The sequence below is a fragment of the Acidaminococcus sp. AM05-11 genome, assembly GCF_003472805.1.
GTDB lineage: Bacteria > Bacillota > Negativicutes > Acidaminococcales > Acidaminococcaceae > Acidaminococcus > Acidaminococcus hominis.
In genome coordinates, this window is the sequence record NZ_QRMX01000022.1 from 1 (window position 1) to 23,178 (window position 23,178).

Sequence of the window (23,178 nt, forward strand, 5' to 3'; positions counted from 1 at the left end):
AAAAGAAGGATGGCAGAAATCTGCCATCCCACAATAAAACGTGAAGAGCCAAAAAAGATACCCGGCAAGCCAGGTATCTCTTGAACAAAAACGTCAGAAGCCTCGGTGCATAAACCACCAGCCGGCGCAGACGGCAAGGCCGATGACCAGAAAAACAAATAGGGCGGGCATAAGGAACCCGAACAGGGTAAACAGGGCCACTACCACCAGGGCCGTTTTCAGGATGGAAAGCCCGGCAGCTTTCAGCCGTGCCAGCCGGGCTTTCTTTTCTTCTTCCCGGCGCAAATCCTCCTGGTCGTAGACCTTAAATGTTTCGTCAGTTTCCCCGTCGTCCACCCTAGCTTCAATGGTGGTGCCGGCAAAGGAATCCCGTTCGGTTTCCGTCAGCACCCTGGCCGTAACCTCCTCATTGGGAGCCTGGCAGCCCGGACAGGCCTCCAAATCATCCGGATATTCCAATCCGCATTGTTTACAAATCATGGTTCCTCTTACTTCTGAGTCTCATTCGCAAACAGCATCAAAAAGCCCTGTTCGTTCAGATACCGTGGATCAGAAGGTTCCAGCTGCAGGGCATCCCGGATATCTTGGTAGGCATGCTCCAAATCAATGGGAGAAATACCCATGGTGTCCTTAAAGAAGGGTAAATTCCGGGCAGTCCGTTTTTCGTTGATTTCCAAATAATTTTCCACCACCGCTGCCGCCCACACCTGGGGCAGCAGCTGTACCACGTGGGGATCCGTGTTCAGGAAGTCCTGCCACAGGTTCCGGGCCAGCGTCACATCGTAGACGCTTAGGTGGCTGCTGAAAAAGATATTCTCAATAAGCCGTTCAATATAGGACGGATCTTTGCCAAGTTGGGGCGGCCTATAGTCCAGCTGTTGCGTTTCGTAGGGAAAACGCACCCCAGCAGGGTTCTTTTCCACCAGATGCAGCAGTTTCCGGCACAGCAGGGAATGACGGTTCAAAAAGTCGTCCCAGTCCGCACCAGGCTGCTGCACATCGAACCAGTCCAGACAGTCGCTGAGCAGCTCCATAAACCGTTTCTGGGCCAGGGGCGGAATATGGAAGGGCTCCAGGAAGTTCATGCCCATGCTCCGGTTTACGAAAATATGTCCCATAAACAATTGTTCTTCCAAAGGGCCGTCCCAATTATCTACATGAAAGCCTGCATAATAGGGTTCTCCCGTCAGAAAATCCCGAACCAGGTAGCGTTCTTCCTGAATCACATCTTCAATGTAGAAGACAGAAGTAAAAGCCATATTTAACTCATTGCACAGCTCCAGGTAGGCGGTATTGCCATGCTCCTTGAAATAGGTCAGGGCCGGCACGTCTTCCTGAATCAAATGATAATCGAACAGAAAATAATCCCAGAAGCCCCGCCAAAATTCTTCGCCGGCTTCATCGTTAATGTCAATATGGCCCAGGGCTCCCTCATACAGGGCCACAGCCCGTTCAAAATCTGCATTGAATTGGTCCTTCTGGAAAAACAGATGGATTTCTGACATGAGCCCCAAAAGCTCCTCCTGGGCATTCAGAAAAACCTTTCCCTCAGCCGGCGGCGCCGCGTTTTCCTCCCGTTCTTCTTCCCCGGGCAGATAACGGCCGTCGCTGTCTAGCAGGGCAACGGTCCCATCATCCTTTAAGAGCATTTCTTTGGCCAGATACGGAGCCACGCTGCTGGTGAGTTTCTTTTGTTTTTTCAGGTACACAAAAAAGCTTCCCAGGGTATCCAGAAAATACTGAATGGAAGTATAGGAAAGGGTAAAATCCACCACATTCTGGCCGCACCAGGAAACGGCATCCACCAGTTCATCCCCGGTTAGTTCATCAAGGGTCAAATCGGCGTTTTCCAGGTAGATGCACAGCATCACCAGCACCTTCCATTCCTTTTGGAGTTGGAAGTCATGAGCCCCCTGCCACGCCCGCTGCCGAAAATAGTTTTCCACCGTCTCCCGGGGCAGCAGTTCGTTCCAGTTGGGATCATGGGTATAAAAATCGTCGATAGCATCGTATACGTTCTGCATTTGCGGTCACCTACATTCTTCAGTCCAGCATCCGTGACGGGCAGTAGTCCACTACCGGGCACTCACTGCACAAGGGCTTCCGGGCCCGGCACACCTTTCTGCCGTGCCAGATAAACCAGTGGTGGGCTTCCCCCCACTGACGCTTGGGAATGGCCTTCTGCAGGTCCTGTTCTACCGCCAGAGGCGTAGTTCCTTCCGACAAGCCCAGCCGGTGGGCTACCCGGAACACATGGGTATCCACGGCAATGGCCGGCTTGCCAAAAGCCACGCTCATCATTACATCTGCGGTCTTGCGGCCTACCCCGGGCAGACTCAGCAGCTCGTTCATGGTTTCAGGTACCTTGGAAGCAAACTGCGTGCTCAGGGCCTGGCAGGTCGCCAAGATATTTTTTGCCTTGGAATGGAATAAGCCGCAGTCATGAATCAGCGCTTCCAATTGGGTCTGGGTCAAGGCCCCTAGCTTCTCCGGGGTATCATACCGGGGAAACAGCCGGGCAGTCACCTTATTCACCCGCTCATCTGTACATTGGGCAGAGAGGATCACCGCCACCAGCAGTTCAAAGGGTGTCCGGTAATGAAGGGCAGTTCCCTGCCCCTTATACGTTTCTTCCAGTGCCGCCAAGATGGCCTGAACCCTTTCTTTTTTTCTCATTAGTTGGTCAGACTCCTTACCGGTGCGGGAATTCTGCCGCCCCGGTTGATAAATACATCGGGTTTAAACGTGTTCACGGCAATGATGGGAGCATGGCCCAAAAGACCGCCAAATTCCACATTATCCCCCACCTTTTTGCCCGGCACAGGAATCAGCCGGACAGCCGTGGTTTTGTTGTTGATCATGCCAATGGCTGCTTCGTCAGCAATTACCGCAGAAATGGTTTCCGCCGTGGTATCCCCAGGAACGGCAATCATATCCAGGCCAACGGAGCAAACGCAGGTCATGGCTTCCAATTTTTCCAGGCTCAGGGCATGGTTTTCTACCGCTGCAATCATCCCGGCATCTTCACTGACAGGAATAAAGGCACCGCTCAGACCGCCCACGTAGCTGGAGGCCATAAGCCCGCCCTTTTTCACAGCATCGTTCAGCATGGCCAGGGCTGCCGTGGTTCCCGGACAGCCGCAGGCTTCCAGCCCGATTTCTTCCAGGATATGTGCCACGCTGTCCCCTACAGCCGGTGTAGGTGCCAGGGACAAATCAATGATGCCAAACTGGGTGTTTAACCGTTTGGCGGCTTCCTGAGCCACCAATTGGCCTACCCGGGTAATCTTGAAAGCCGTCTTCTTGATGGTTTCGGCCACTACGCCAATATCTTCTCCCCGCACGGCTTCCAAGGCGTGCTTTACCACCCCAGGTCCGGAAACCCCTACGTTGATGACGCTTTCCGGTTCCGTTACCCCATGGAAGGCACCGGCCATAAAGGGGTTGTCCTGTACAGGGTTGCAGAAAATCACCAGTTTGGCGCAGCCCAAGGCATCGTTTGCCGCCGTCAGCCGGGCCGTTTCTTTGACGATCTGGCCCATTTGCTTTACGGCGTCCATGTTGATGCCGGCCTTGGTGGAACCAATGGCCACAGAAGAACACACCAGGTCCGTGGTGGCCAGCGCTTCCGGAATGGAAGCAATCAGCGTACGGTCCCCATGGGTATAGCCTTTTTCCACCAGGGCGCTAAAGCCGCCAATGAAATTCACACCCACAGCCTTGGCCGCAGCATCCAGGGCCTTGGCCAGGGGCACGTAACTGTCCGTTTGGCAGGATTCCCCAACCAGGGAAATGGGGGTCACGGAAATGCGTTTGTGGATAATGGGTACCCCCAGCTCTGCTTCCAGGTCAGAACCTACCTTTACCAGGTCTTTGGCCGTATGGGTAATCTTGTCGTAGATTTTTTGAGCACATACCTTCACATCTGGGTCGGCGCAGTCCCGCAGGCTGATGCCCATGGTAATGGTGCGCACATCCAGATTGTTTTTGGTAATCATCTGGGTGGTTTCTAAAATATCTTTGATATCATAAAACATGCTGTGTCTGCCTCCTAAATCCGGTGCATGGCCATGAAAATGTCTTCACTCTGGACGCGGATTTCCACACCCAGCTGCTGTCCCAGGGCCGATGCCTGTTCCTTCAGATCCTGTACGGAAATAGAAGCGTTGTCCAAGTCCCCAATGAGTACCATGTTGAAAAAACCGTCATCAATATTCTGGTTGATATTCAAAATGTTTACATTGTTTTCTGCCAGCAGGCTGCTGGCCTTTGCAATGATGCCTACCTTATCGACACCAACGATGGTCATAACAATACGCATGTTTTTAACATCCTTTCTACTTTAACAGGTTTATGTTCAATTATACGATATCGAACAAAGAATGAAAATAGCTGGAACCCATTTCTCCTGGGGATAATCCGGATTTTTTTGTGAAATAGACAATTATTCTTGATGCATCCCCTGGAGTACCCATTTTCTCTATGTACGTGTTAAAGACATTTATACGTATCAAATGCATACCCGTAACCTTTTTTTCAGTTCTTCCTGTGTCAGAAAATGATTTCTGAACAATGTTTGCCATTTTTCGGAATTTCTATGCCCATTCCCCTGTCTTTTCCGCAGCCATTCCAATAAGAGCCATGCAAAGGCCGAATGTGCTCCCGATTGTAACAAATAAGACAAACATTATGGTAAAATCTTTGAAAAACATTCGACCAAAAGCCTTCTTTGTGGTATGATAGGGGAAGAAAATCATTATTTCTACTTTTTAAGGAGGATGGATCATGCAGGAATACAAACCTTTTAAATCCGGGAAAGTTCGGGAGATTTACGATATCGGCGACAGCCTGATTATGGTAGCTTCTGACCGGATCTCTGCCTTCGACCATATTCTGAAAAACACCATTACGGACAAGGGTGCCGTACTGACCCAAATGTCCAAATTCTGGTTCGACTTCACCAAGGACATTATTCCCAACCACATGATCTCCGTAGATCCGGCTGATATGCCCGAATTTTTCCGCAGCCCGGAATTTGCCGGCAAAAGCATGAAATGCCGTAAACTGAACATGATTCCTGTGGAATGCATCGTCCGTGGCTATATTACCGGCAGCGGCTGGGAATCCTACCAAAAGGACGGCACCGTCTGCGGTATCACCCTGCCTGCCGGCCTGAAAGAATCTGAAAAACTGCCTGAACCCATTTTCACCCCCAGCACCAAAGCTGAACTGGGCGATCATGACGAAAACATTTCCGAAGCCCAATGCGTTACCTATCTGGAAAAGATTTTCCCGGGCAAAGGCAAGGAATACACCGAAGCCATTCGTGACTACACCATTGCCCTGTACAAAAAATGCGCTGACTATGCCTACACCAAAGGCATCATCATTGCCGACACCAAACTGGAATTTGGCCTGAACGAAAAAGGCGAAATCGTCCTGGGCGATGAAATGCTCACTCCGGACAGTTCCCGCTTCTGGCCTTTGGAAGGCTACGAAGCCGGCAAGAGCCAACCTTCCTACGACAAGCAATTCGTCCGTGACTGGCTGAAAGCCAACCCGGACAGCGATTACCTGCTGCCCCAGGAAGTCATCGACAAGACCATTGCCAAGTACAAAGAAGCTTACGAAAAGCTCACTGGCAAAAAATTCTAAACTAGACCTTCAAACGGATGCGTTTTTGCGCATCCGTTTTTTTATGCCCTTTAAGCCCCAAAAAAAGACCCGGGAAATTCCCAGGTCCAGTTCTCAAATCTCTATTTCCGTGGCAAAACACACCACAGCCTTGCCGGAAATTTGTACCAGGACAGGTTCCCCCTGGGCAATTTCCACATGGACGCCCATTTGGCCCCGGCGGCCCAAGGCTTCCCCTTGGATAATCTTGAAGTCAAAGGAGTCTGCCGCAGCCGTGTCCTGACAAATGCCATAATGCACCAGGTAGGCGCCCAAAGGGCCATTGGAGTTGCCCGTTACCGGATCCTCATTAATGCCAATGGCAGGAGAGAACGTCCGCCCGTGTACCAGGTACTCCTCCCCAGGATGGAGGGTAAATACATAGTAGCCCCCAATACCCAATTCCTGGCTGATTTTGGTGAGAGCCCCCAGGTCAGGCGTCAGGCTGTTTAGCTGCTCCAAGGCTCGCAAAGGCACCATGATTTTCCCTGCCCCCGTATTGGCAAAGGCTACCGGGCAGTCCCCGCGCAGCTCCAGGGGCGTAATCCCCAGCGCCTCACAGATCCGGCCCACCAGCGGTGCAGCAAAGGGTTCCCCTACATGGGGCGTTCCCTGGGTCATGGTGATGACATAATCGTCCCCGTCCTTGGCAATGTCCACCGGCAGGACCCCTGCCTGGATTTTCTGGATGGTCCGGCCCAGCTTGGCCTCCCCGGTCAGGCAGCGGATATAATGAGCAGATACGGTAGCATGGCCGCACATGGGCACTTCCGTTTTGGGGGTAAAGAACCGCACCTGGCAGTCCACGCCCTCCTCCTGGGACGGAAAAATAAATGCGCTTTCGGAGTTGTTCAGCTCCCGGGCAATGGCCAGCATCTGCTCCTCCGTCAGTCCTTCCGCATTGGCCACCACCCCGGCCGGGTTTCCCCGGAACCGCTCCGTGGTAAATGCGTCCACCTGATACACCTTGTACTTTTTCATGTTTTCCCCTCCGCCTGATCTTATTTTTTTAATAGCTCCAGCAGCCATTGGGCCAGAACCTCTGCTGTTGCAGCCTGAAAACCTTCTCCCAACTGGTTATTGTTGGAAATAACCCGGACGGCTCCAAAGGGCACGCCAAACCGAGCGGCTGTTTCCCCAGCTGCCGCTGTTTCCATTTCCTCACAAAGGGCCTGGGTCAGCTGCGCCGCCTGGGCAATCCGTCCAGGATCTGCGTTCCACTGGTCAGAAGAAGCAATAAGCCCCTCCACGACCCTGCCCCGGGTATAGCCAGCGGCACCCTGGCGCAGCCAGTCCATTACCGCACCGCTGCACTGGTCCGGCAGCGGCCCGGTACCGGTAAAGGCGGCGTCATCACTTTCCTCCTCCAGCCGGGACAGGTACAGATACCGCTTGTCCCCACTGGGGGCCGTATACAGCGCATTGGCATTAAAATACCGGCTGCCCAGCACCAGGTCATAGGGGTGAAGTTCACCGTAGCCCCCCGCCGTCCCCTGGCTCAGCACCAGGGCCGGCTGAAAGAGAGCGCAGCCCAGGGCTGTTGCCGCTCCTGCCGCCGCCGTACCAATTCCCGTCCGGGAAACAACAACAGGCAGGGAACCCAAGGTTCCCTGCCAAAAGCTAAAATTTCCTTTATGAACTTCCCGGACCCCTGTAAGGCCCTGACGCAGCACCGCTGTTTCCAGCTCCATGGCGCCCTGCAGCAGCACCGGTTTCATTCCAGCAAGAAATTCCGGCTGTTTCATAGCAGCCTCACTCTGGCATAGCCAGGGCAAACAAGGTGTTTACCCGTACTGTAATGGTCAGTGCTTTGGGAGCCAGGGTAGTAGTGTCATTGGCAGCAGAACCCACCTTTTCCAGCCGAGCCATCAAGATAGGCTGTGCTTCCACCACAGAAGACGAAGGAATGGAAGCTTGGCGCAGAACGCCCAAATTCCGGCCGCCGGCACTGGCTACTGCCTGAGCAGAATACCGGGCATTTTGCACGGCCTGTCCCAGCAGTTGGTTCTTGATCAAATCCTCGTTCTGCAGGCCAAAATTCACTCCGCTGACCTGGTCCACCCCAGTGGTCAAACTCTGGTCAATGATGGTACCCAGCTTGGCCAGATTCTTAACCTTAACGGTCCAACCTGCGTTCAGGCTATAGCCATCCTGCTTCTGCCGGCCGTCCCTGTCGTAATGGTACACCGGGGAAATGCTGTAATCCACAGAGCTGATGTCCTCTTGGGCAATGCCCTGCTCCAGCATGGTGCGCAGCAGCGCCTTGCTGACCTGAGCACCAGCCTGCCGCACTTCTTCCACCGTTTCACCCTTTTTGGTATAGGACAAGTTTACTGTCGCCATGTCCGGTTCCACCACTTTGGAAGCCACTCCCGAAACGGAAATGGTATCCAGGGGCTGATCCGCCAGGGCTGCAGGCATGTGGAGGCAGACCGCCAGTGCAGCCGCCAGAAGAATCGTTCCTGCTTTCTTCATAAAACCACCCTTTCCAGTTTTAGATGCCCTTATTATACCACAAACTTATGACCGGGATTTTGCTTGCTGTTGTCCCAGGCCGGGCAGTCCCCTTCCAGGGCTCCGTGACACCGGTCCAAATGTTGCAGGTTTTGGGTCACAATCTGCCGCAGCACATCTCCCAGGGTTATTTTTTTCAGATATTCCATGCACAAATCGTCCAGTTCCTGGTACAGGCCGTCAAACACCTGGGCCATACCGCCACTGATGAAGCAGTTGATGTCTTCGTTGCCGCTGCGCCATTTGGTGTCCACAAACACCGTACCCATGCCCTTGGCAATATCATACAGGGTAGCCTTTTCCAACCCTTCACAGGGGCAATAACCGCCCACATGACCTTCTCGGGTGGTAATAATGCCCATCTTTTTCAGTTTTCCCATGATTTTCCGTACACGGGCCGGGTTGGTGCAGATATTTTCCGCCAGCTCTTCACTGGATGCCAGACAGCCCCGATGGGACAGATAGACCAGTGCATGGACCGCCACTATAAAATCACTTTTCACGCTATTCCCTCTCTAGGGCAGAAGCTTTCAAGCCGCTGCCCTTCTCTATATCTTTTATTTTTCCTGTTCGTTCAAAAATTCCTCGGCGTAATGCACGGCCACTGCGCCGTCCGCCGCCGCGGTGATGATCTGCCGCACCTCTTTGGTCCGCACATCACCAATGGCAAAGACACCGGGTTCGGAAGTTTTGGTATCTTCCCCAGCCACAATGTAGCCTGCCTTGTCCAGCTCTACCTGTCCAGCAAACAGGGCACTCTCCGGCTGACGGCCAATGGCCACAAACAGCCCGTCACAGGGTACCTCCTGGACTTCTCCCGTTTTGACATTCTTTACCTTGACGCCGGTAAGCTTCTTGTCAGAATCCAGCCCTTCGATAACACTATCCCACAGAATTTCCACGTGGTTTTCTTCCAGCCGTTTCAGGTACAAAGGCGTGGCCCGCAGCTCATGGCGCCGGTGCACCAGGTACACCTTCTTGGCCAGCTTGGCCAGGTACAGGGCATCGCCTACAGCCGTATTGCCGCCGCCGTTTACTACCACCGTCTTGCCTTTATAGAAGCTGCCGTCACAAGTAGCACAGTAGGAAACGCCCCGGTTCACCAGGGAATCTTCCTTGGGAATGCCCAGTACCCGGGGATAAGCCCCCGTAGCAAGCATCACTACCCGACCCGTAAACGTTCCCTCGGAGGTTTCCACCACCTTGGGGTTGGCCTTCAGGTCCACGCCCCGTACTTCAGCATACACCGTTTCAGCACCGGCCTGTTCGGCCCCCTGCTGCATCTTTTCTCCCAGTTCGAAACCATCCACCACCCCGGGGAAGCCAGGATAGTTTTCGATTTCAGACGTGGTGGCCATTTGGCCGCCCGGAGACAATTTTTCCAGCACCGCAGCAGAATACCCGCTCCGGGCAGCGTACAGGGCTGCCGTGTAGCCGGCAGGCCCGCCGCCAATGATCAGCACATCATAAGCCTTGCTCATAATACGCCTTTACCCTCCAGCCATTCCTTTACTGCGGCCTTGGAAGGCGGGTTTACCAGCAATTCGCTGCACTGGCCGTCTTTTACCAGCATCAGGCTGGGAATGGTTTCTACCTGGAATTTCTTGGCCAGTTCTTCTTCTTCATCAATATTTACGCCGCCAAAGCTGACCTTGTCGGCAATTTCCATAGCCAGTTGGCCAATAGCCGGTTTCAGCCGTTTGCAATAACCGCACCAGGGTGCGGAAAAACCTACAACCACCGGTTTGCTGCTCTTCAGTACATCACTGTCAAAATTTTGTTCAGTCACTTTCAAGAATTCCATTATGCTCATCCTCCAATTGTATAGAAGTTGCTGATTGTATTGCTTCAATACTGTAATTTTAGCAAGCACAGTTAAAATTGTCAATGTACATTCTGCCTTGTCACAGGATTGCCGCTGCCCGGTCACAAATAGGGCGCAAAAAAGGACTGTGCATAAGCACAGCCCTAGGCTAATTCAATTATTTTGCGCCAACAGCCTTCAGTACATCGTTGGTCATATCGGTGCCGCCTTCAACAACAGCGCTGGAAGTCAGGACAACGTCGATGCCTTTTTCTTTGGCAACTTTATGCACGGCATCCAGAATCTTCTTGCGGATGGGGTTGAACAGATCCTGTTCTCTCTTGGCGATTTGTTCGGTCAAGGTGTTGTCCAGGGCTCTCTTGCCATTATCATCCAGGCTGGGAGCCTTTTCCTGAAATTCCTTTTGGGCTTTTTGTTGTTCCAGATTCATGGCTGCTCTGGCAGAAGCAAAATCAGGGTGATGGGCAAAAACTGTATTCAGATCCACATAGCCGATGGACTCAGCAGCGTACGCCGTTGCCGGAACCATAACTCCGGAGTAACCAACGCATACCAGCAGGGCCATTACCAAAGCTAAAAATTGTTTTTTCACGTAAAATCATCCTTTCTTCCAATGGTCTTTGGAATTGAATATCTAACAGGAGCAATTATATCATGGACCCTACCCAGGCGCAACCGAAAAAACATGGCGAAATTACGTCACCTTTTCCCCAGAACTGCCGTTTTAGCCCTTTTCCAGGCTTAGCGGCTTCCAGTTCGAACTGCTGTATTACCGGACAAAACAGGTAAACGCTTCCGACTCCGTGGCCGGCAGAGGAATCCCTTTTTCCCGTCCCAGGGCAAAGCAACGCATCATCCATACCATATTCCGGGCCAGGTTCCGCATGGTCTGGAGCCCTTCCAGGTCTTCCGCTGTATCCTTGGCTTCCAGCCCATGGACCATATTCCAATAGGTGGACCCGGCCACCGGCATCTGGGCAATGCCAAAATACTTGTTGATGGCGTCCAGGGTAGCAGAGGTGCCGCCCCGGCGTGCTACCGCTACCGCAGCGCCGGGCTTAAACTGGAAGGCCTTGCACACTTCCCCAGTGGCGGCGCTGAAAAACACCCGGTCCAGGAAAGAAAACAGCCGGCCGCTGGGATGGGCAAAATAGGTAGGTGAAGCAAAAACGAAGCCGTCTGCCTGCTCCGCCTTTTTCACAAAGTCGTTGACTCCGTCGTCCTTCATGACGCAGCCTTCGTGGGTAAAGCAGTAGCCGCACTGGAGGCAGTCCGCAATGGGCTTGCCCCCCAGCTGGATTACTTCCGTTTCCACGTTTTCAGCCTGAAATACCTTGATCATTTCGTTTAGCGCAGCCATGGTGGTGCCATTGGTATGGCTGCTGCCGTTTACCAGTAATACTTTCATATTTCTCCCCTTCCGGTACACCCCCAGGATATACCTTTGCCTATACGCAAAGAAGCCGCCCCCTTAAGGACGGTTTCTTTGTATTATGTTTATTGGAGCCACTTAGCAGCCGGCAAATTCGTAGCCAGCGTCTTCGATGACTTTCTTGAATTCGTCAGCAGGAATGTCCCGGCTCATTTCCACTTTGGCGTTCTTGTTTTCCAGGCTTACTTCTACAGCCGTTACGCCGTCCATAGCTTCCAGGGCTTCCCGTACATGCTTTTGGCAATTCTGGCACATCATGCCGTTGACTTTTACAATCTTTTCCATCTGAAATCCTCCTTGGACCCTTACAATTTTTGGCGTTCCGGGCTTATTTCATCAGCTTCTGCAGGGTTTCGCACAGCTCATCCACCACGGAATCGTCCCCGGCACGGATATCGTTGACTACGCAGCTTTTGATGTGGTTGGCTAGTAGTTTTTTGTTGAACGCATTCAAGCCGCAGGTAATGGCGCTGACCTGGGTCAGGATATCCACGCAATACCGGTCTTCTTCCACCATGCGCTTTACCCCCCGCACCTGGCCTTCAATCCGGTTCAGGCGGGCAATCAGGTCCTTGTACTCTTTGCCGTCCTTATCGCGCACTTTATATTTCTCTTCATGTTCCATAGTACGATACCTCCGTTACGTATATTGTACGTAGCTGGCGGCGGTTTGTCAATATCCCACCTTTCCAGTCATAAAAAGAAAGGTGCAGCCTAAGCCGCACCTTCCTACTGCAAGCTATTCTTGTTTTAGTCCACTGCTTCGCAGCACTTGGAGCACAGGGTGGGGTGTTCCGGGTTCTGGCCAACGGTGGTGCTGTAGCACCAGCAGCGTTCGCATTTTTCCCCGTCCGCCGGCAGGACAGCAACCTTCAGGTCACTGCGGCCGGTTTCTTCCCCGTCGGCACCCAGACCTTCGTGGAGTTCTGCCTGGGAAACAATCAGGAGAGCCGGCAAATGGCTTTCCAGGGCCTTCAGCTCGGCCAGGGCATCCCCTTCGGCATACAGAACCACTTTGGCATCCAGGGAATGGCCGATGGTCTTGGCTCTCCGGGCATTTTCCAGGACCTTGGTGATTTCGCCCCGGATGGCCAGGAAGGCATTCCATTTTTCTTCCAGTTCCTTGTTGATGTATTCGGCATGATGTTCCGGCCAGGGCAGCATCTGTACGCTCAAAGGCGCGTCAGCCGGTTTATTCATATACTGGTAGACTTCTTCCATGGTAAAGCTCAGTACCGGCATCAGCATCACCATCAGTTCCTTCAGGATCTGATACATGGCCGTTTGGGCAGAACGCCGTTTTTGGCTGTTTTGCTTGCTGGTGTACAGCCGGTCCTTGATGATATCCAGGTAGAAGGCACTCATGTCCACCGTGCAGAAGTCATGGATGGCATGGAACAGTACGTGGAAATCGTATTCTTCGTAGGCCTGCTCCACTTCGTTCTTCAGTTCTTCAAAGCGCATGAGAGCCCATTGGTCCAGCTCTTCCATTTGGTCAAAGGCAACCTTGTCTTTTTCATAGTCAAAGTCGTAGGTGTTGCCCAGGATGTAGCGAATGGTGTTCCGGACTTTCCGGTACACTTCAGCCAGCTGTTTCAGGATTACGGGCGAAATCCGCACGTCCTGCTTGTAGTCGGTGGAAGCCACCCACAGGCGGACAATATCTGCCCCGTATTGAGAAATGACTTCCTGGGGAACCACCACATTGCCCAGGGATTTGCTCATCTTCCGGCCTTCCCCATCCAGCACGTAGCCGTGGGTCAGAACGGAACGGTAAGGCGCCTTGCCGGTAACAGCTACGGAGGTTAGCAGGGAGGACTGGAACCAGCCTCTGTGCTGGTCACTGCCTTCCAGGTACATATCCGCCGGCCATTGCAGTTCCGGCCGTTTGGTCAGTACGCCCATATGGGAGGAACCGGAGTCGAACCACACGTCCATGATGTCCTTTTCCTTGCGGAAATGAGTGCCGCCGCATTTGCTGCACTTGGTACCCTGGGGCAGCAGTTCTTCTGCCGTATGGTTCCACCAGGCGTCGCTGCCTTCGGTTTCGAAAATATTGGCTACGGCTTCGATGGTATCCGGGTTAATCAGGGTTTCCCCGCAGTCTTCGCAGTAGAAGATGGGAATGGGCACGCCCCAGACTCTCTGCCGGGAAATACACCAGTCATGGCGGTCAGCCACCATGTTGTGGATCCGGGATTCGCCCCAGCTGGGAATCCATTTTACATCGTTGGCAATGGCGTCCAGTGCTTCCTGGCGGAACCCGTCTACGGAAGCAAACCATTGTTCGGAAGCCCGGTAGATGATGGGGTTCTTGCAGCGCCAGCAGTGGGCGTATTGGTGATGGATGGTCTTTTTGCCCAGCAGTACGTTCAGTTCAGCCAGGTGTTTGATGACCAGTCCGTTGCTGTCGAAGACAAACTTGCCCTTGAGCATTTCACCGGCCTCGTCGGTGAAGCAGCCCTTTTCGTCCACAGGACACAGGATGGGCAGGTTGTATTTCAGACCGGTCAAATAGTCCACGTCGCCGTGGCCAGGAGCGGTATGTACACAGCCAGAACCGGTTTCCAGGTCAACATAGTCGGCCAGGACTACCAGGGATTTCCGGTGGTTATATTCCGGGAAAGGATGGACGCATTCAGCCAGTTCAAATTTCCGGCCCTGGGTAGTGCCCAGAACAGGACCAAAGGTGACGCCGCATTCTTCGGCTACCTTGTCCACCAGTTCTGCTGCCATGATCAATACTTCGCCGTTATATTCCACCCAGGCGTATTCCACCTCCGGGTTTACAGCGACAGCCACGTTGGCAGGAATGGTCCAGGGGGTGGTGGTCCAAACAACCATGTAGGCCGGTTTACCCTTGGCTTCTTCCGGAGTCAGCCCGTTATCCTTGACCAGAGGCATCTTGACGAAAATGGTCGGGGTTTTCTGGTCAGCATATTCGATTTCGGCTTCTGCCAGGGCAGTTTCGCAGTGGGGGCACCAGTAAACGGTTTTCTTGCCCTTATAGATATAGCCCTTGTTGGCCATGGTACCAAATACCCGCACCTGTTCCGCTTCAAAATGGGGATCCAGGGTAACGTAGGGATGGGCCCAGTCCCCCAGTACGCCTAGGCGCTTAAAGTCGCTGCGCTGGGTGTCAATCCATTCCAGGGCGTATTCCCGGCACATTTTCCGCAGTTCTACAGGACTCAGCTTGTGGCGGTCCACCCCGGTGGCCTTGATGCAGGCGTGCTCAATGGGCATGCCGTGGGTATCCCAGCCCGGTACGTAAGGGGTATCGTAACCTCTGGCGTATTTGTATTTGACAATGATGTCTTTCAGAATTTTGTTCAGGGCATGACCCATATGAATCTTGCCGTTGGCATAGGGAGGGCCATCATGCAGGACAAACTTCTTATGGCCGGCATGGAGTTTTTGCTTTTCCCCGTACACATCATTTTTATACCAGAAATCCAGGAAATCCGGTTCCCGCTTGGGAAGTCCTGCCCGCATAGGGAAATCGGTTTTCGGCAGGTTTAGCGTGTTGCTGTACTGATCTTTTTCGCTGCTCACTTGTTACACCTCCAAAAAAATACGTCCCGTCCCCTAAGGGACGAGACGTTACAGACCCGTGGTACCACCCTCATGACAGCAAAACTGCTGCCACTCGTATGCCGTAACGGGCATAAACCGGGTCTTTTACTGCTGTTTCAAAGACCGGCTCCAGAGTGATGTTCCTGCCTGCGCTCTCCTGTCCGGGCTCCCACTGTCCCCGAATCGCTGCACCGATTGCTGGCCGTACTGTCTCTGTCATCGCCTTGTGTATTAAATTTACGCTTTATTATACACTTCTTAGGATTTTCCGTCAATAAACCTTTCGCCCTTTGCTAGGCCTTTTGGCCCTGGGAACCCAAAAACAGGAGAATTCCTCCAGCAATGGCCACGTTCAGGCTTTCCGCCTGGCCTGCCATAGGAATCATGATTTTGGTATCCGCCTGGGCAAGAAGCGCCGGGTCCACCCCTTCCGCTTCGCTGCCCATAACCAGGGCAGTTTTTTGGGGCCAAGCGGTTTCCGTTACGTTCTTTGCCCCTTCCAGTGCTGTCGCCCACAGGGTAAACTGCTCCTTCCGGCACCAGTTTAACAGCTCTTCCTGGGTCACCCCGGTAAACACCGGCAGGTGGAACAGGGAGCCCATGGTGGAGCGCACCACCTTGGGGTTGTACAGGTCCGCCGTCTCTGCCAAAAGAATCACCCCGGCAGCCCCCAGGGCATCGGCGGTCCGAATCAGGGTCCCGGTGTTGCCCGGGTCCCGGATTTTATCAAGCACCAATACCAGACCCTTGGCCGGGTGAAAATCCTTTAACGGGGTTTCTTTTAGGGCCACCAAAGCCGCCACCCCCTGGGGATCTTCCGTAGCCGTGATTTTTTCCATCACCGCTTCGGTTACCTGGTAATAGGGCGTGTCTCCAGCATCCGCTTCCTGGGTCCATTCTTCCGGCAGTTTGGTAAAGAAGTAGGCCTGGATCTGCCAGGAAGAACGCCGGGCTTCGTCCACCGCCCGCTTGCCCTCCAGCAGGAACAGCTGCTCCCGCTGCCGGTATTTTTTCACTTTCAGGGAAGCTGCCCGCTTCACCAAATCATTTTTTAGGGATGTAATTTCACTGATCATATACCGTCCTCCAGGGCTTCTACGCTTTGCCGGGACCCGATGACCACCATCATATCCCCGGCCAGCAGGGCCTTGGTAGGATCCAGGCTGATTTCCGTGGTGCCGTCTTCATGCTTCACCGCCACCACGTTGACTTTGTATTTCCGCCGCACATCCAAATCTGCCAGGCTCTTGCCCACCATTTTCTCGGAGATGGCAATTTCCATCAGGCACATATTGTCCGACAGCTCGATAAAGTCCATGATATTGGTATAAGCCAGGTTATGGCCTACCCGCCGGCCCATATCCCGTTCCGGATAGATGACCCGGGTGGCTCCCAGCTTCTCCAGCATTTTTCCGTGCAGGGTGGAGGAAGCCTTGGCCACAATGGTCTTTACCCCGGTTTCCTTCATGAGCATGGTGCACAGAAGGCTGGGTTCCAGGTCCCCAATGGCCACAATGGCTACGTCAAAGTTCCGGATACCCAGGCTTTTGACGGTTTTTTCGTCAATGACGTCGCACAGCACCACATGGGTCAGCTTATCCGCCATATCCTGGACGGCATCCTCGTCCTTGTCCACCCCCAGCACATCGTGCCCCAGGTGAACCAGGGTTTCTCCTACGCTGCTGCCGAACCGGCCCAGGCCCCAGATTACAAACTGCCGTTTTTCTTTCATGATTTCTATGTACTCCTAACCAATGATGATTTTTTCTTCCGGGTACCGGATATGGCCGCTGTCTTTCCGGGCCGTCAGCGCCAGGGCAAAGGTCATAACCCCTACCCGGCCAGTGTACATGGTCAGCGTCAGGATAATCTTGCTGGCCGTGCACAAATGCTGGCTGAGTCCCGTGGAAAGGCCCACGGTTGCGTAGGCGGAAACCACTTCAAAAAGTGCATACAAAAAGCTGGTATCTTCCAGATAGGTGATGCACAGCACCGCTGCCGTCACCCAGATCAGCGACATGCTGGTAATGGCAAAGGCCTGGAACATGGTCTCGTCCCCAATGCGCCGGCCGTAGACCACACACTCGTCCTTGCCGTGGAGCACCTGCCAGATATTCAGCAGCAGCAGGGCAAAGGTAGTGGTCTTGATCCCGCCGCCGGTGGAAGCCGGGGACGCGCCGATAAACATCAGGAGAATGGTCAGCACCATGGTGGGACTGCGCATACTGTTGATGTCCACCGTGTTAAAGCCCGCCGTACGGGGACTTACTGACTGGAACAGGCTGGCCCAGAACTGGCCTGCCGGGGAAAGGCTTCCAATAGTGCCCATATTCCCATGCTCCAAAAAGGCAAACCCCACGGTACCGGCCACAATAAGAGCTGCCGTGGCCACCAGCACCATTTTGCTGTGAAGCCGCAGCCGGGCAAACCGGAATTTCTTTTCCAGACAGTCGCTCATCACCGCAAAGCCCAAGCCGCCCAAAACAATCAAAATACAGATTACCAGATTGATGGTGGGGTCCGTTACGTAGCGCACCAGGCTCTGGTACTGGCCAAACAAATCAAAGCCTGCATTGCAGAAGGCCGAGATGGCGTGCCAATAGCCGTAGTAGATGCCTCGAAGGCCAAATTCCGGATAGAACCGGAAGGCTAAAATAGTACCGAAAAAGCCCTCAATGGCCAGGGTATATTTGGCCACCCGGATACACATCCGCACCAGCCCTTCCATATCGTTCTGGTTCAGGGAAGCCTGGATGTTCAGCCGGTCCTGAAGGCTGATTCTCCGGCCCATGGCCACAGAAAACAGCGTAGCAAACAGCATCAGGCCCAGGCCCCCCAATTGGATCAGGGCAATGAGCACCAGCTGGCCGAACAGGGAAAAATAAGTCCCCGTATCCACTACCACAAGGCCGGTAACGCAGGAAGCGGAAGCCGCTGTAAACAGCGCATCCACAAAAGGCAGCCAAGTGCCCTGGGCACTGGACAGGGGCAGCATAAGCAGCAGTGCCCCTGTAAGAATCAGCCCGGCAAAGGTGAGCGCAATAATCTGTGACGGGGAAAAATGATGTACCCTGCTCAAGAATTTCTTACCTCCGAATCATGGCGCTGCTGATTTCGCTAAGGGAAGCAGCCCCGCACATTTCCATGGTGTCCGCCAGCTCAGCACCCAGTTTGGCAGCCAGCAGCTTGACCCCTTCCTTGCCGCCGCCATAAACGGCAGTCACAAAGGGTCTGGCAATAACCACGGCATCAGCGCCCATGGCCAAAGCCTTGAATACATCTACGCCGGTGCGGATGCCGCCGTCCACCAGGATCTTCAGGCCGGAACCTTTGACAGCTTCCACAATTTCCGGCAGCACTTCTGCCGTTGCAGGACTTTGGTCCAGTACCCGGCCCCCATGGTTGGATACGATGATGGCAGCTGCCCCGGCTTCTTTGGCCTTCAGGGCACCCTTAACGCTCATGATGCCCTTGACAATAAAGGGACGGCCAGCCAGGCCGATGATTTCTGCCATTTCGGCCACGGATTTGCTCCCGGCAGGGGGCACAAAGTTTTTCAGGAAAGGCAGTCCGGCCGCATCCACGTCCATAGCCACCGCAAAGGCACCAGCATCTTTTACCAGCGCCATTTTTTCAGCAATCATCTGGGTATTCCAGGGTTTTACCGTGGGCACGCCCAAGCCCCCGCAGGCTTTGATGGCCTGGGTGGCACCCTGCATGACCTGGGGATCCATGCCGTCGCCGGTAAAGGCAGCAATGCCCGCTTCGGCGCAGCCAGGAACCAGCTCCGCATTGTAGGTTACGTCATTGTACTTATCGCTGTAGTGCATGGCCACAGCACCCACCGGGCCAGCAAAAATCGGGTATTTAAAAGTACGGCCAAACAGTTCGATGGAGGTATCCACCGGCCGCTTTTCACACAGGGTGTCCATCACAACCCGGACTTCCTGCCATTTGTTGTAGTTGCGGATGGCCGTATCCCCTACACCTTTGGCGCCAGGGCCAGGAATGGTATTGCGGCAGGCAACGCCATTGCACACCGGGCAGCCTTTGCACTTGCCTAAAACCTTTTTCGCTTCTTCCATTACCTCTTTATAATCCATAGGTAACACTCCCCCCTGTTGTTCAGGAATTTACATTTTTCCCCTATTATACCACAAGGGACCCAGGAGAAGAACTTGCGTAAACGAGAAAAATGCCTTATACTAGTTGTGTAATCTTTATGGGTGTTCGGTCAACTCGAGAGGCGCGGCCCCAACAAAACTGCATAATCCCTTTCTACGGATGGCACGGGGGTAGAAAGGCTGTAGAGGACCTGGCATTGAAAAATGTTGGGTCCTCTTTTTTCAGGGATTTTCCCCTCCCGTGCCGGGAAGACAAAATTTTGCTGAGGTGATGATGTATGTCTAGCACAAGTACCGTATTCCAGGAATTATTTGCCGGCGTCATGGGTATGTCGGACCCCACGGTCTGGATTATGTTTGCCGTCGGTTTCCTGCTGATCTACCTGGGAGTCAAGAAGGGCTACGAGCCCGTTCTCCTGTTCCCTATGGGACTAGGCTGTATCCTGGCCAACATTCCCGGCCATTTTGCCGTAATGCCCACGGGCGGCGGGGAGCCGGGCTTTCTCACCGTCCTGTACCAGGCCGGCATTGCCAACGAACTGTTCCCGGTGCTGATTTTTATCGGCATTGGCGCCATGTGCGACTTTGCCCCCCTGCTCCGTGCCCCCTACATGATGCTGTTTGCAGCCGCCGCCCATTTGGGGATTTTTGCCGCCACCATCTGCGCAGCCCTGGTGGGTTTCCCCTTTAACGAAGCAGCTTCCATCGGCATCATAGGTGCAGCCGACGGCCCCACCACCATCTTCGTGGCCCAGAAATTTGCCACGGAAATGCTGGCACCTCTTACGGTAACTGCCTTCTGTTACATGTCCCTGGTGCCCATTATCCAGCCGCCCATTGTGAAACTGCTGACCAGCAAGGAAGAACGGCGGATCAAGATGCACTATAAGGAAGAAAAGCCCGTTTCCCAAACGGCCCTGTTCCTGTTTCCCCTGATGGTCACCCTGGTAGCCGGTATCCTGGCGCCCATTTCCGTTCCCCTGATTGGAGCCCTGATGTTCGGCAATCTGCTGAAGGTATCCGGAGTTTGTGACTCCCTGGCCAAAACGGCCCAAAACGAGCTCACCAACCTGGTAACCCTGCTGCTGGGCATTACCGTAGGCGCCACCATGACCGCGGAAAATATCCTGACCATCCAGGTCCTGAAGATTCTCTGCCTGGGTGCCGTAGCCTTCGTATTTGATACGGTGGGCGGTCTGCTGTTTGCCAAATTGGCCAACCTGTTTCTGACCAAAAAAATCAACCCCATGATTGGGGCCTGTGGCATTTCCGCCTTCCCCATTTCCGGCCGGGTAATTGCCAAAATGGCCCTGAAGGAAGACCCCAGCAACTTCATTATCCAGCAGGCCATCGGCGTCAACGTAGCGGGCCAGGTGGCTTCTGTGGTAGCAGGCGGCCTTGTTATGGCGCTGATTCCGGTTCTCATGTAAAGGAGGCTTTATGATGACAAATAGTGTACAAGCTGCTTTGGAACTTCTGGTAATCGCCTATCCCCTGGTCTTTGTGGTTATGGCCCTGTTTGCCGCCATTACCTACGGCCTGGTAAAATTGTTCCCGGTGAGCCCCGATGCGGTGCCTGCCGGCAGCAAAAGAAAACGCTAATCCATTATCCCCTTGTTTCTCCTGCGCTCCTTCTTTTATAATAGAAGGAGCGCTTTTTTATTACCCTGTTTCACCGAAGAAAGGAGATTGCCATGCCTTACGTTGCTTTGAAAGTATATCCCAAAGATCCGGAAACCGAAAAGAAACTGGCGGATAAAATCTACCAGGATATTCTGGACATCTGGGGCTGCCCTCCCCAGGCCATCCATATTTCCCTGGAGGAAGTAGCTCCGGAGGACTGGAACGAAAAAGTCCGGGAACCCGAAATTGACACCAAGCTGGATAAGATGCTGGTGCTGGACGGCGTGAAGAAATACTAAGCCGCCCGAAAATCACATTGCCAAAAAGGAGAAGACCCCATGATTCCTGAAATTGAAACCCGCCGCAGCATCCGAAAATACCAGGCTAAACCCGTACCCCGGGAGCTGCTGTTAGACGTACTCAAGGCAGCCCAGCTGGCTCCTTCTGGGAAAAATCGCCAGCCCTGGCACTTTGTGGTGTTGGAGGACTCTGCCAAGGAACAGGCCTGCTCCCTATTGGAACAGGGAATCCGCCGGGAACGCCAGAACCACGACTTTCTGCCTGGTTCCGCCTTTGGTCTGCCAGATGCCCGGATGACCCTGATGACCATGCGCCAGGCTCCGGTGGTCATCCTGGTGTACAACACCAATGCCCCGGCTGAGCTGACGGATCTAATTGGCGCTGACGCCCGCTTTAAGGAGCAGTGCGACCTGCTGTCCATTGGCGCCGCCCTGGAAAACCTGATTCTGGAAGCCACCCGGCTGGGCCTGGGCTCCCTGTGGATAGGCAACACCTGCTTTGCCTATCCGGAGCTTACCGCCCTAGGCCGGCCGGATGCCATGCTGGTAGGCGCCGTTGCCCTGGGCTATCCGGACCAGGCTCCCAAAGCCCGGCCCCGGAAAAAGCTGGAAGAGCTGGTTACCTTCCGGTCCACTCTCTAGTTTTACCCCGTAAAAAAGCCGGGAACCTGTAAATACAGGTTCTCGGCGCTTTCTTTTATTTAACGGTCAGCTTCGCTGCTTTTTGCCGCAGGCACTTCCGCGTCAAAGGCTTCCTTGTTGAAGGTGCCCAGCAGCCGGTCCACTACAATGGCGTTGGTCATGGAGCCGCTGACATTCAGCATGGTCCGGCCCATATCCACAATGGGATCAACGGCCAGCACCGGGGAGATCATTCCAAAGTAGGCCCCCAGCCCCGTTCCGGACAGGGATACGGAAGCGGACATGGTAGCGGTACCAGGAATCCCGGCAATCCCCAGGGAGCCCAGGGCCACTACGATGACGCTCATCACATACATGGTCATATCCAGTTGGATGCCTGCCACGTTGGAAATGTACACAATGCACAGGGCCGGGAAAATACCGGCGCAGCCCTGCATGCCGGCAGTGGTGCCAAAGCTGGCCACCGTGTTGGCCGTTGCATCGTTAACCCCCAATTTTTCCGTCAGGGCATTGATGGTAGCCGGCAGCGCCCCCACACTGGAGCGGGAAGTAAAGACCAGCAGCAGTACGGATTTGGCTTTCTTGAAATAGGTCACAGGGTTCAGGCCAAAAGCCATCAGCAGCAGGGACTGTACCACCAGCATAATGGCCACGCCCACGTAAATCAGGACAATAAAAAGGCCCATATCCCGAATGGCTGCAAACCCGCGCTGGGCCAGCGTAGATGCCAGGAGGGCCAGCACGCCGTAGGGCATCAGACCGATAATGAAGTCCGCAGCCCAGGAAATAATCAGGTGCAGTTCATCAAACAACTTGGTCACCAATTCCAGTTGGTTTGTGCCCGTAGTCTTGATCAGCCGGGCAATCCCGCCGATAACTACGGCAAATACCACCACAGCAATTACGTTGGTGGTAGCCATGGCATTCACCGGGTTGTTGGGAATCAGGGCCCGGAGGGTATCCACCACCGGCTTTACCTCACGCATTTTGGAAGCCCCTTCGGCGGCGCTCATGCCCTGGCCCAGATGGGTGACAGAACCCAGGGTCAGGCCCACAATGGCTGCAATGGAAACCATGGTGAGCGCTACCCCCAAGGTAGAAGTTACCAGTTTCTTCAAATTGGCGCCCTGGGACATATGAAGAATCACATGAATAATGGAAATAAACACCAGGGGAATAACCAACATACGAATCAGGTCAATAAAGCCGCCGCCCACCAAAGAGAACCACTTGGTGCTTTCTTTTACGTAGGCCACCTTCATAGGATCGGTGGGGAATCCGGCAATCACCTGGACCACCAGTCCCAGCACTGCCCCCAAAAGGGTACCGGCAATGACCAGGGTGCCAAAGTCCGTATTTTTCCGCTGCAAATAGTACACCACGCCCAAAAGGGCCACAAACAGGACCAGAATGCCCACGGTAGTCGGGCTGCTGATCATCAAAAACTGCTCAAAAAATGGAATGTTCATG

Annotated in this window: 26 protein-coding genes and 1 other annotated feature; of the genes, 5 read left to right on the forward strand and 21 right to left on the reverse strand. The window is 53.8% G+C overall.

Features of this window, described 5'->3' with window-relative positions:
- Positions 1-93 precede the first annotated feature (93 nt).
- The 5 genes from DW089_RS08940 to DW089_RS08960 are packed head-to-tail and all read right to left on the reverse strand — an operon-like array spanning position 94 to position 4,321.
- Positions 94-480, reverse strand: coding sequence for a hypothetical protein (locus tag DW089_RS08940; RefSeq protein WP_105327117.1), 387 nt, complete (start codon positions 478-480; stop codon positions 94-96).
- Positions 481-488: 8 nt separating this feature from the next.
- On the reverse strand, positions 489-2,024 hold the full coding sequence (locus DW089_RS08945; protein ID WP_105327116.1) for a hypothetical protein: 1,536 nt from the start codon (positions 2,022-2,024) through the stop codon (positions 489-491).
- Between the two features lie 19 nt (positions 2,025-2,043).
- Entirely contained in the window at positions 2,044-2,676 is a 633-nt protein-coding gene (gene nth, locus DW089_RS08950) for an endonuclease III (protein WP_105327115.1), read from the reverse strand.
- Complete coding sequence (locus DW089_RS08955; RefSeq protein WP_105327114.1) at positions 2,676-4,037, reverse strand: PFL family protein; 1,362 nt, start codon at positions 4,035-4,037, stop codon at positions 2,676-2,678. The genes nth and DW089_RS08955 overlap by 1 nt, the downstream gene beginning before the upstream one ends.
- A 14-nt stretch (positions 4,038-4,051) precedes the next feature.
- On the reverse strand, positions 4,052-4,321 hold the full coding sequence (locus DW089_RS08960; protein ID WP_105327113.1) for an ACT domain-containing protein: 270 nt from the start codon (positions 4,319-4,321) through the stop codon (positions 4,052-4,054).
- A 464-nt stretch (positions 4,322-4,785) separates the two neighbouring features.
- On the opposite strand from DW089_RS08960, the gene DW089_RS08965 reads away from it, so the two are divergent.
- Complete coding sequence (locus tag DW089_RS08965) at positions 4,786-5,655, forward strand: phosphoribosylaminoimidazolesuccinocarboxamide synthase (protein ID WP_105327112.1); 870 nt, start codon at positions 4,786-4,788, stop codon at positions 5,653-5,655.
- A gap of 93 nt (positions 5,656-5,748) precedes the next feature.
- Here DW089_RS08965 and DW089_RS08970 read toward each other — a convergent pair whose 3' ends face one another.
- The 15 genes from DW089_RS08970 to DW089_RS09040 all read right to left on the reverse strand — a co-directional run bounded on the left by DW089_RS08970 (position 5,749) and on the right by DW089_RS09040 (position 19,123).
- The gene (locus DW089_RS08970; RefSeq protein ID WP_105327111.1) at positions 5,749-6,654 is read right to left on the reverse strand and encodes a PhzF family isomerase; all 906 of its coding nucleotides are present in this window, start codon (positions 6,652-6,654) and stop codon (positions 5,749-5,751) included.
- Positions 6,655-6,674: 20 nt separating this feature from the next.
- The gene (locus DW089_RS08975) at positions 6,675-7,391 is read right to left on the reverse strand and encodes a 5'-methylthioadenosine/S-adenosylhomocysteine nucleosidase (protein WP_199614780.1); all 717 of its coding nucleotides are present in this window, start codon (positions 7,389-7,391) and stop codon (positions 6,675-6,677) included.
- A gap of 34 nt (positions 7,392-7,425) precedes the next feature.
- Positions 7,426-8,148 (reverse strand): SIMPL domain-containing protein, encoded by a 723-nt coding sequence (locus tag DW089_RS08980; RefSeq protein WP_105327109.1) that lies wholly within the window; start codon positions 8,146-8,148, stop codon positions 7,426-7,428.
- Positions 8,149-8,180: 32 nt separating this feature from the next.
- The gene (locus tag DW089_RS08985; RefSeq protein ID WP_105327108.1) at positions 8,181-8,690 is read right to left on the reverse strand and encodes an Rrf2 family transcriptional regulator; all 510 of its coding nucleotides are present in this window, start codon (positions 8,688-8,690) and stop codon (positions 8,181-8,183) included.
- 54 nt (positions 8,691-8,744) lie between these two features.
- The gene (trxB, locus tag DW089_RS08990) at positions 8,745-9,668 is read right to left on the reverse strand and encodes a thioredoxin-disulfide reductase (protein WP_199614782.1); all 924 of its coding nucleotides are present in this window, start codon (positions 9,666-9,668) and stop codon (positions 8,745-8,747) included.
- Entirely contained in the window at positions 9,665-9,976 is a 312-nt protein-coding gene (locus DW089_RS08995; protein ID WP_233547584.1) for a co-chaperone YbbN, read from the reverse strand. Before DW089_RS08995 ends, trxB begins: the two co-directional genes overlap by 4 nt.
- Positions 9,977-10,169: 193 nt before the next feature.
- Positions 10,170-10,604, reverse strand: a complete 435-nt coding sequence (locus DW089_RS09000; RefSeq protein WP_231086485.1) for an OmpH family outer membrane protein — start codon at positions 10,602-10,604, stop codon at positions 10,170-10,172.
- A gap of 177 nt (positions 10,605-10,781) precedes the next feature.
- On the reverse strand, positions 10,782-11,420 hold the full coding sequence (locus DW089_RS09005; RefSeq protein ID WP_105327105.1) for a flavodoxin family protein: 639 nt from the start codon (positions 11,418-11,420) through the stop codon (positions 10,782-10,784).
- A 102-nt stretch (positions 11,421-11,522) separates the two neighbouring features.
- Complete coding sequence (locus DW089_RS09010) at positions 11,523-11,729, reverse strand: heavy-metal-associated domain-containing protein (RefSeq protein WP_105327104.1); 207 nt, start codon at positions 11,727-11,729, stop codon at positions 11,523-11,525.
- A 43-nt stretch (positions 11,730-11,772) separates the two neighbouring features.
- Positions 11,773-12,069: a metal-sensing transcriptional repressor gene (locus DW089_RS09015; protein WP_105327103.1), complete on the reverse strand. Its 297-nt coding sequence runs from the start codon at positions 12,067-12,069 to the stop codon at positions 11,773-11,775.
- Between the two features lie 125 nt (positions 12,070-12,194).
- Positions 12,195-14,939 carry an isoleucine--tRNA ligase gene (gene ileS / locus DW089_RS09020; protein ID WP_370450908.1) on the reverse strand — a complete coding sequence of 915 codons (2,745 nt, stop codon included), beginning with the start codon at positions 14,937-14,939 and terminating at the stop codon, positions 12,195-12,197.
- 93 nt (positions 14,940-15,032) lie between these two features.
- Positions 15,033-15,249, reverse strand: a binding site (T-box leader).
- A gap of 64 nt (positions 15,250-15,313) precedes the next feature.
- Positions 15,314-16,096: an RNA methyltransferase gene (locus DW089_RS09025; RefSeq protein ID WP_105327101.1), complete on the reverse strand. Its 783-nt coding sequence runs from the start codon at positions 16,094-16,096 to the stop codon at positions 15,314-15,316.
- The gene (locus DW089_RS09030; protein ID WP_105327100.1) at positions 16,093-16,752 is read right to left on the reverse strand and encodes a TrkA family potassium uptake protein; all 660 of its coding nucleotides are present in this window, start codon (positions 16,750-16,752) and stop codon (positions 16,093-16,095) included. The genes DW089_RS09025 and DW089_RS09030 overlap by 4 nt, the downstream gene beginning before the upstream one ends.
- Positions 16,753-16,767: 15 nt before the next feature.
- Positions 16,768-18,099: a TrkH family potassium uptake protein gene (locus DW089_RS09035; protein ID WP_105327099.1), complete on the reverse strand. Its 1,332-nt coding sequence runs from the start codon at positions 18,097-18,099 to the stop codon at positions 16,768-16,770.
- A gap of 7 nt (positions 18,100-18,106) precedes the next feature.
- Positions 18,107-19,123: an alpha-hydroxy-acid oxidizing protein gene (locus DW089_RS09040; RefSeq protein ID WP_105327098.1), complete on the reverse strand. Its 1,017-nt coding sequence runs from the start codon at positions 19,121-19,123 to the stop codon at positions 18,107-18,109.
- Between the two features lie 299 nt (positions 19,124-19,422).
- On the opposite strand from DW089_RS09040, the gene DW089_RS09045 reads away from it, so the two are divergent.
- The 4 genes from DW089_RS09045 (at position 19,423) to DW089_RS09055 (ending at position 21,708) form a co-directional block, all read left to right on the forward strand.
- Entirely contained in the window at positions 19,423-20,574 is a 1,152-nt protein-coding gene (locus DW089_RS09045; protein WP_105327097.1) for a sodium ion-translocating decarboxylase subunit beta, read from the forward strand.
- A 13-nt stretch (positions 20,575-20,587) separates the two neighbouring features.
- Entirely contained in the window at positions 20,588-20,746 is a 159-nt protein-coding gene (locus DW089_RS11505) for a hypothetical protein (protein ID WP_199614784.1), read from the forward strand.
- Between the two features lie 92 nt (positions 20,747-20,838).
- Complete coding sequence (locus tag DW089_RS09050; protein WP_105327096.1) at positions 20,839-21,066, forward strand: tautomerase family protein; 228 nt, start codon at positions 20,839-20,841, stop codon at positions 21,064-21,066.
- 39 nt (positions 21,067-21,105) lie between these two features.
- Entirely contained in the window at positions 21,106-21,708 is a 603-nt protein-coding gene (locus tag DW089_RS09055) for a nitroreductase family protein (protein ID WP_105327095.1), read from the forward strand.
- Between the two features lie 59 nt (positions 21,709-21,767).
- On the opposite strand, the gene DW089_RS09060 is transcribed toward DW089_RS09055, so the two are convergent.
- Positions 21,768-23,177 carry a cation:dicarboxylate symporter family transporter gene (locus DW089_RS09060; protein WP_118287138.1) on the reverse strand — a complete coding sequence of 470 codons (1,410 nt, stop codon included), beginning with the start codon at positions 23,175-23,177 and terminating at the stop codon, positions 21,768-21,770.
- Position 23,178: the final 1 nt, after the last annotated feature.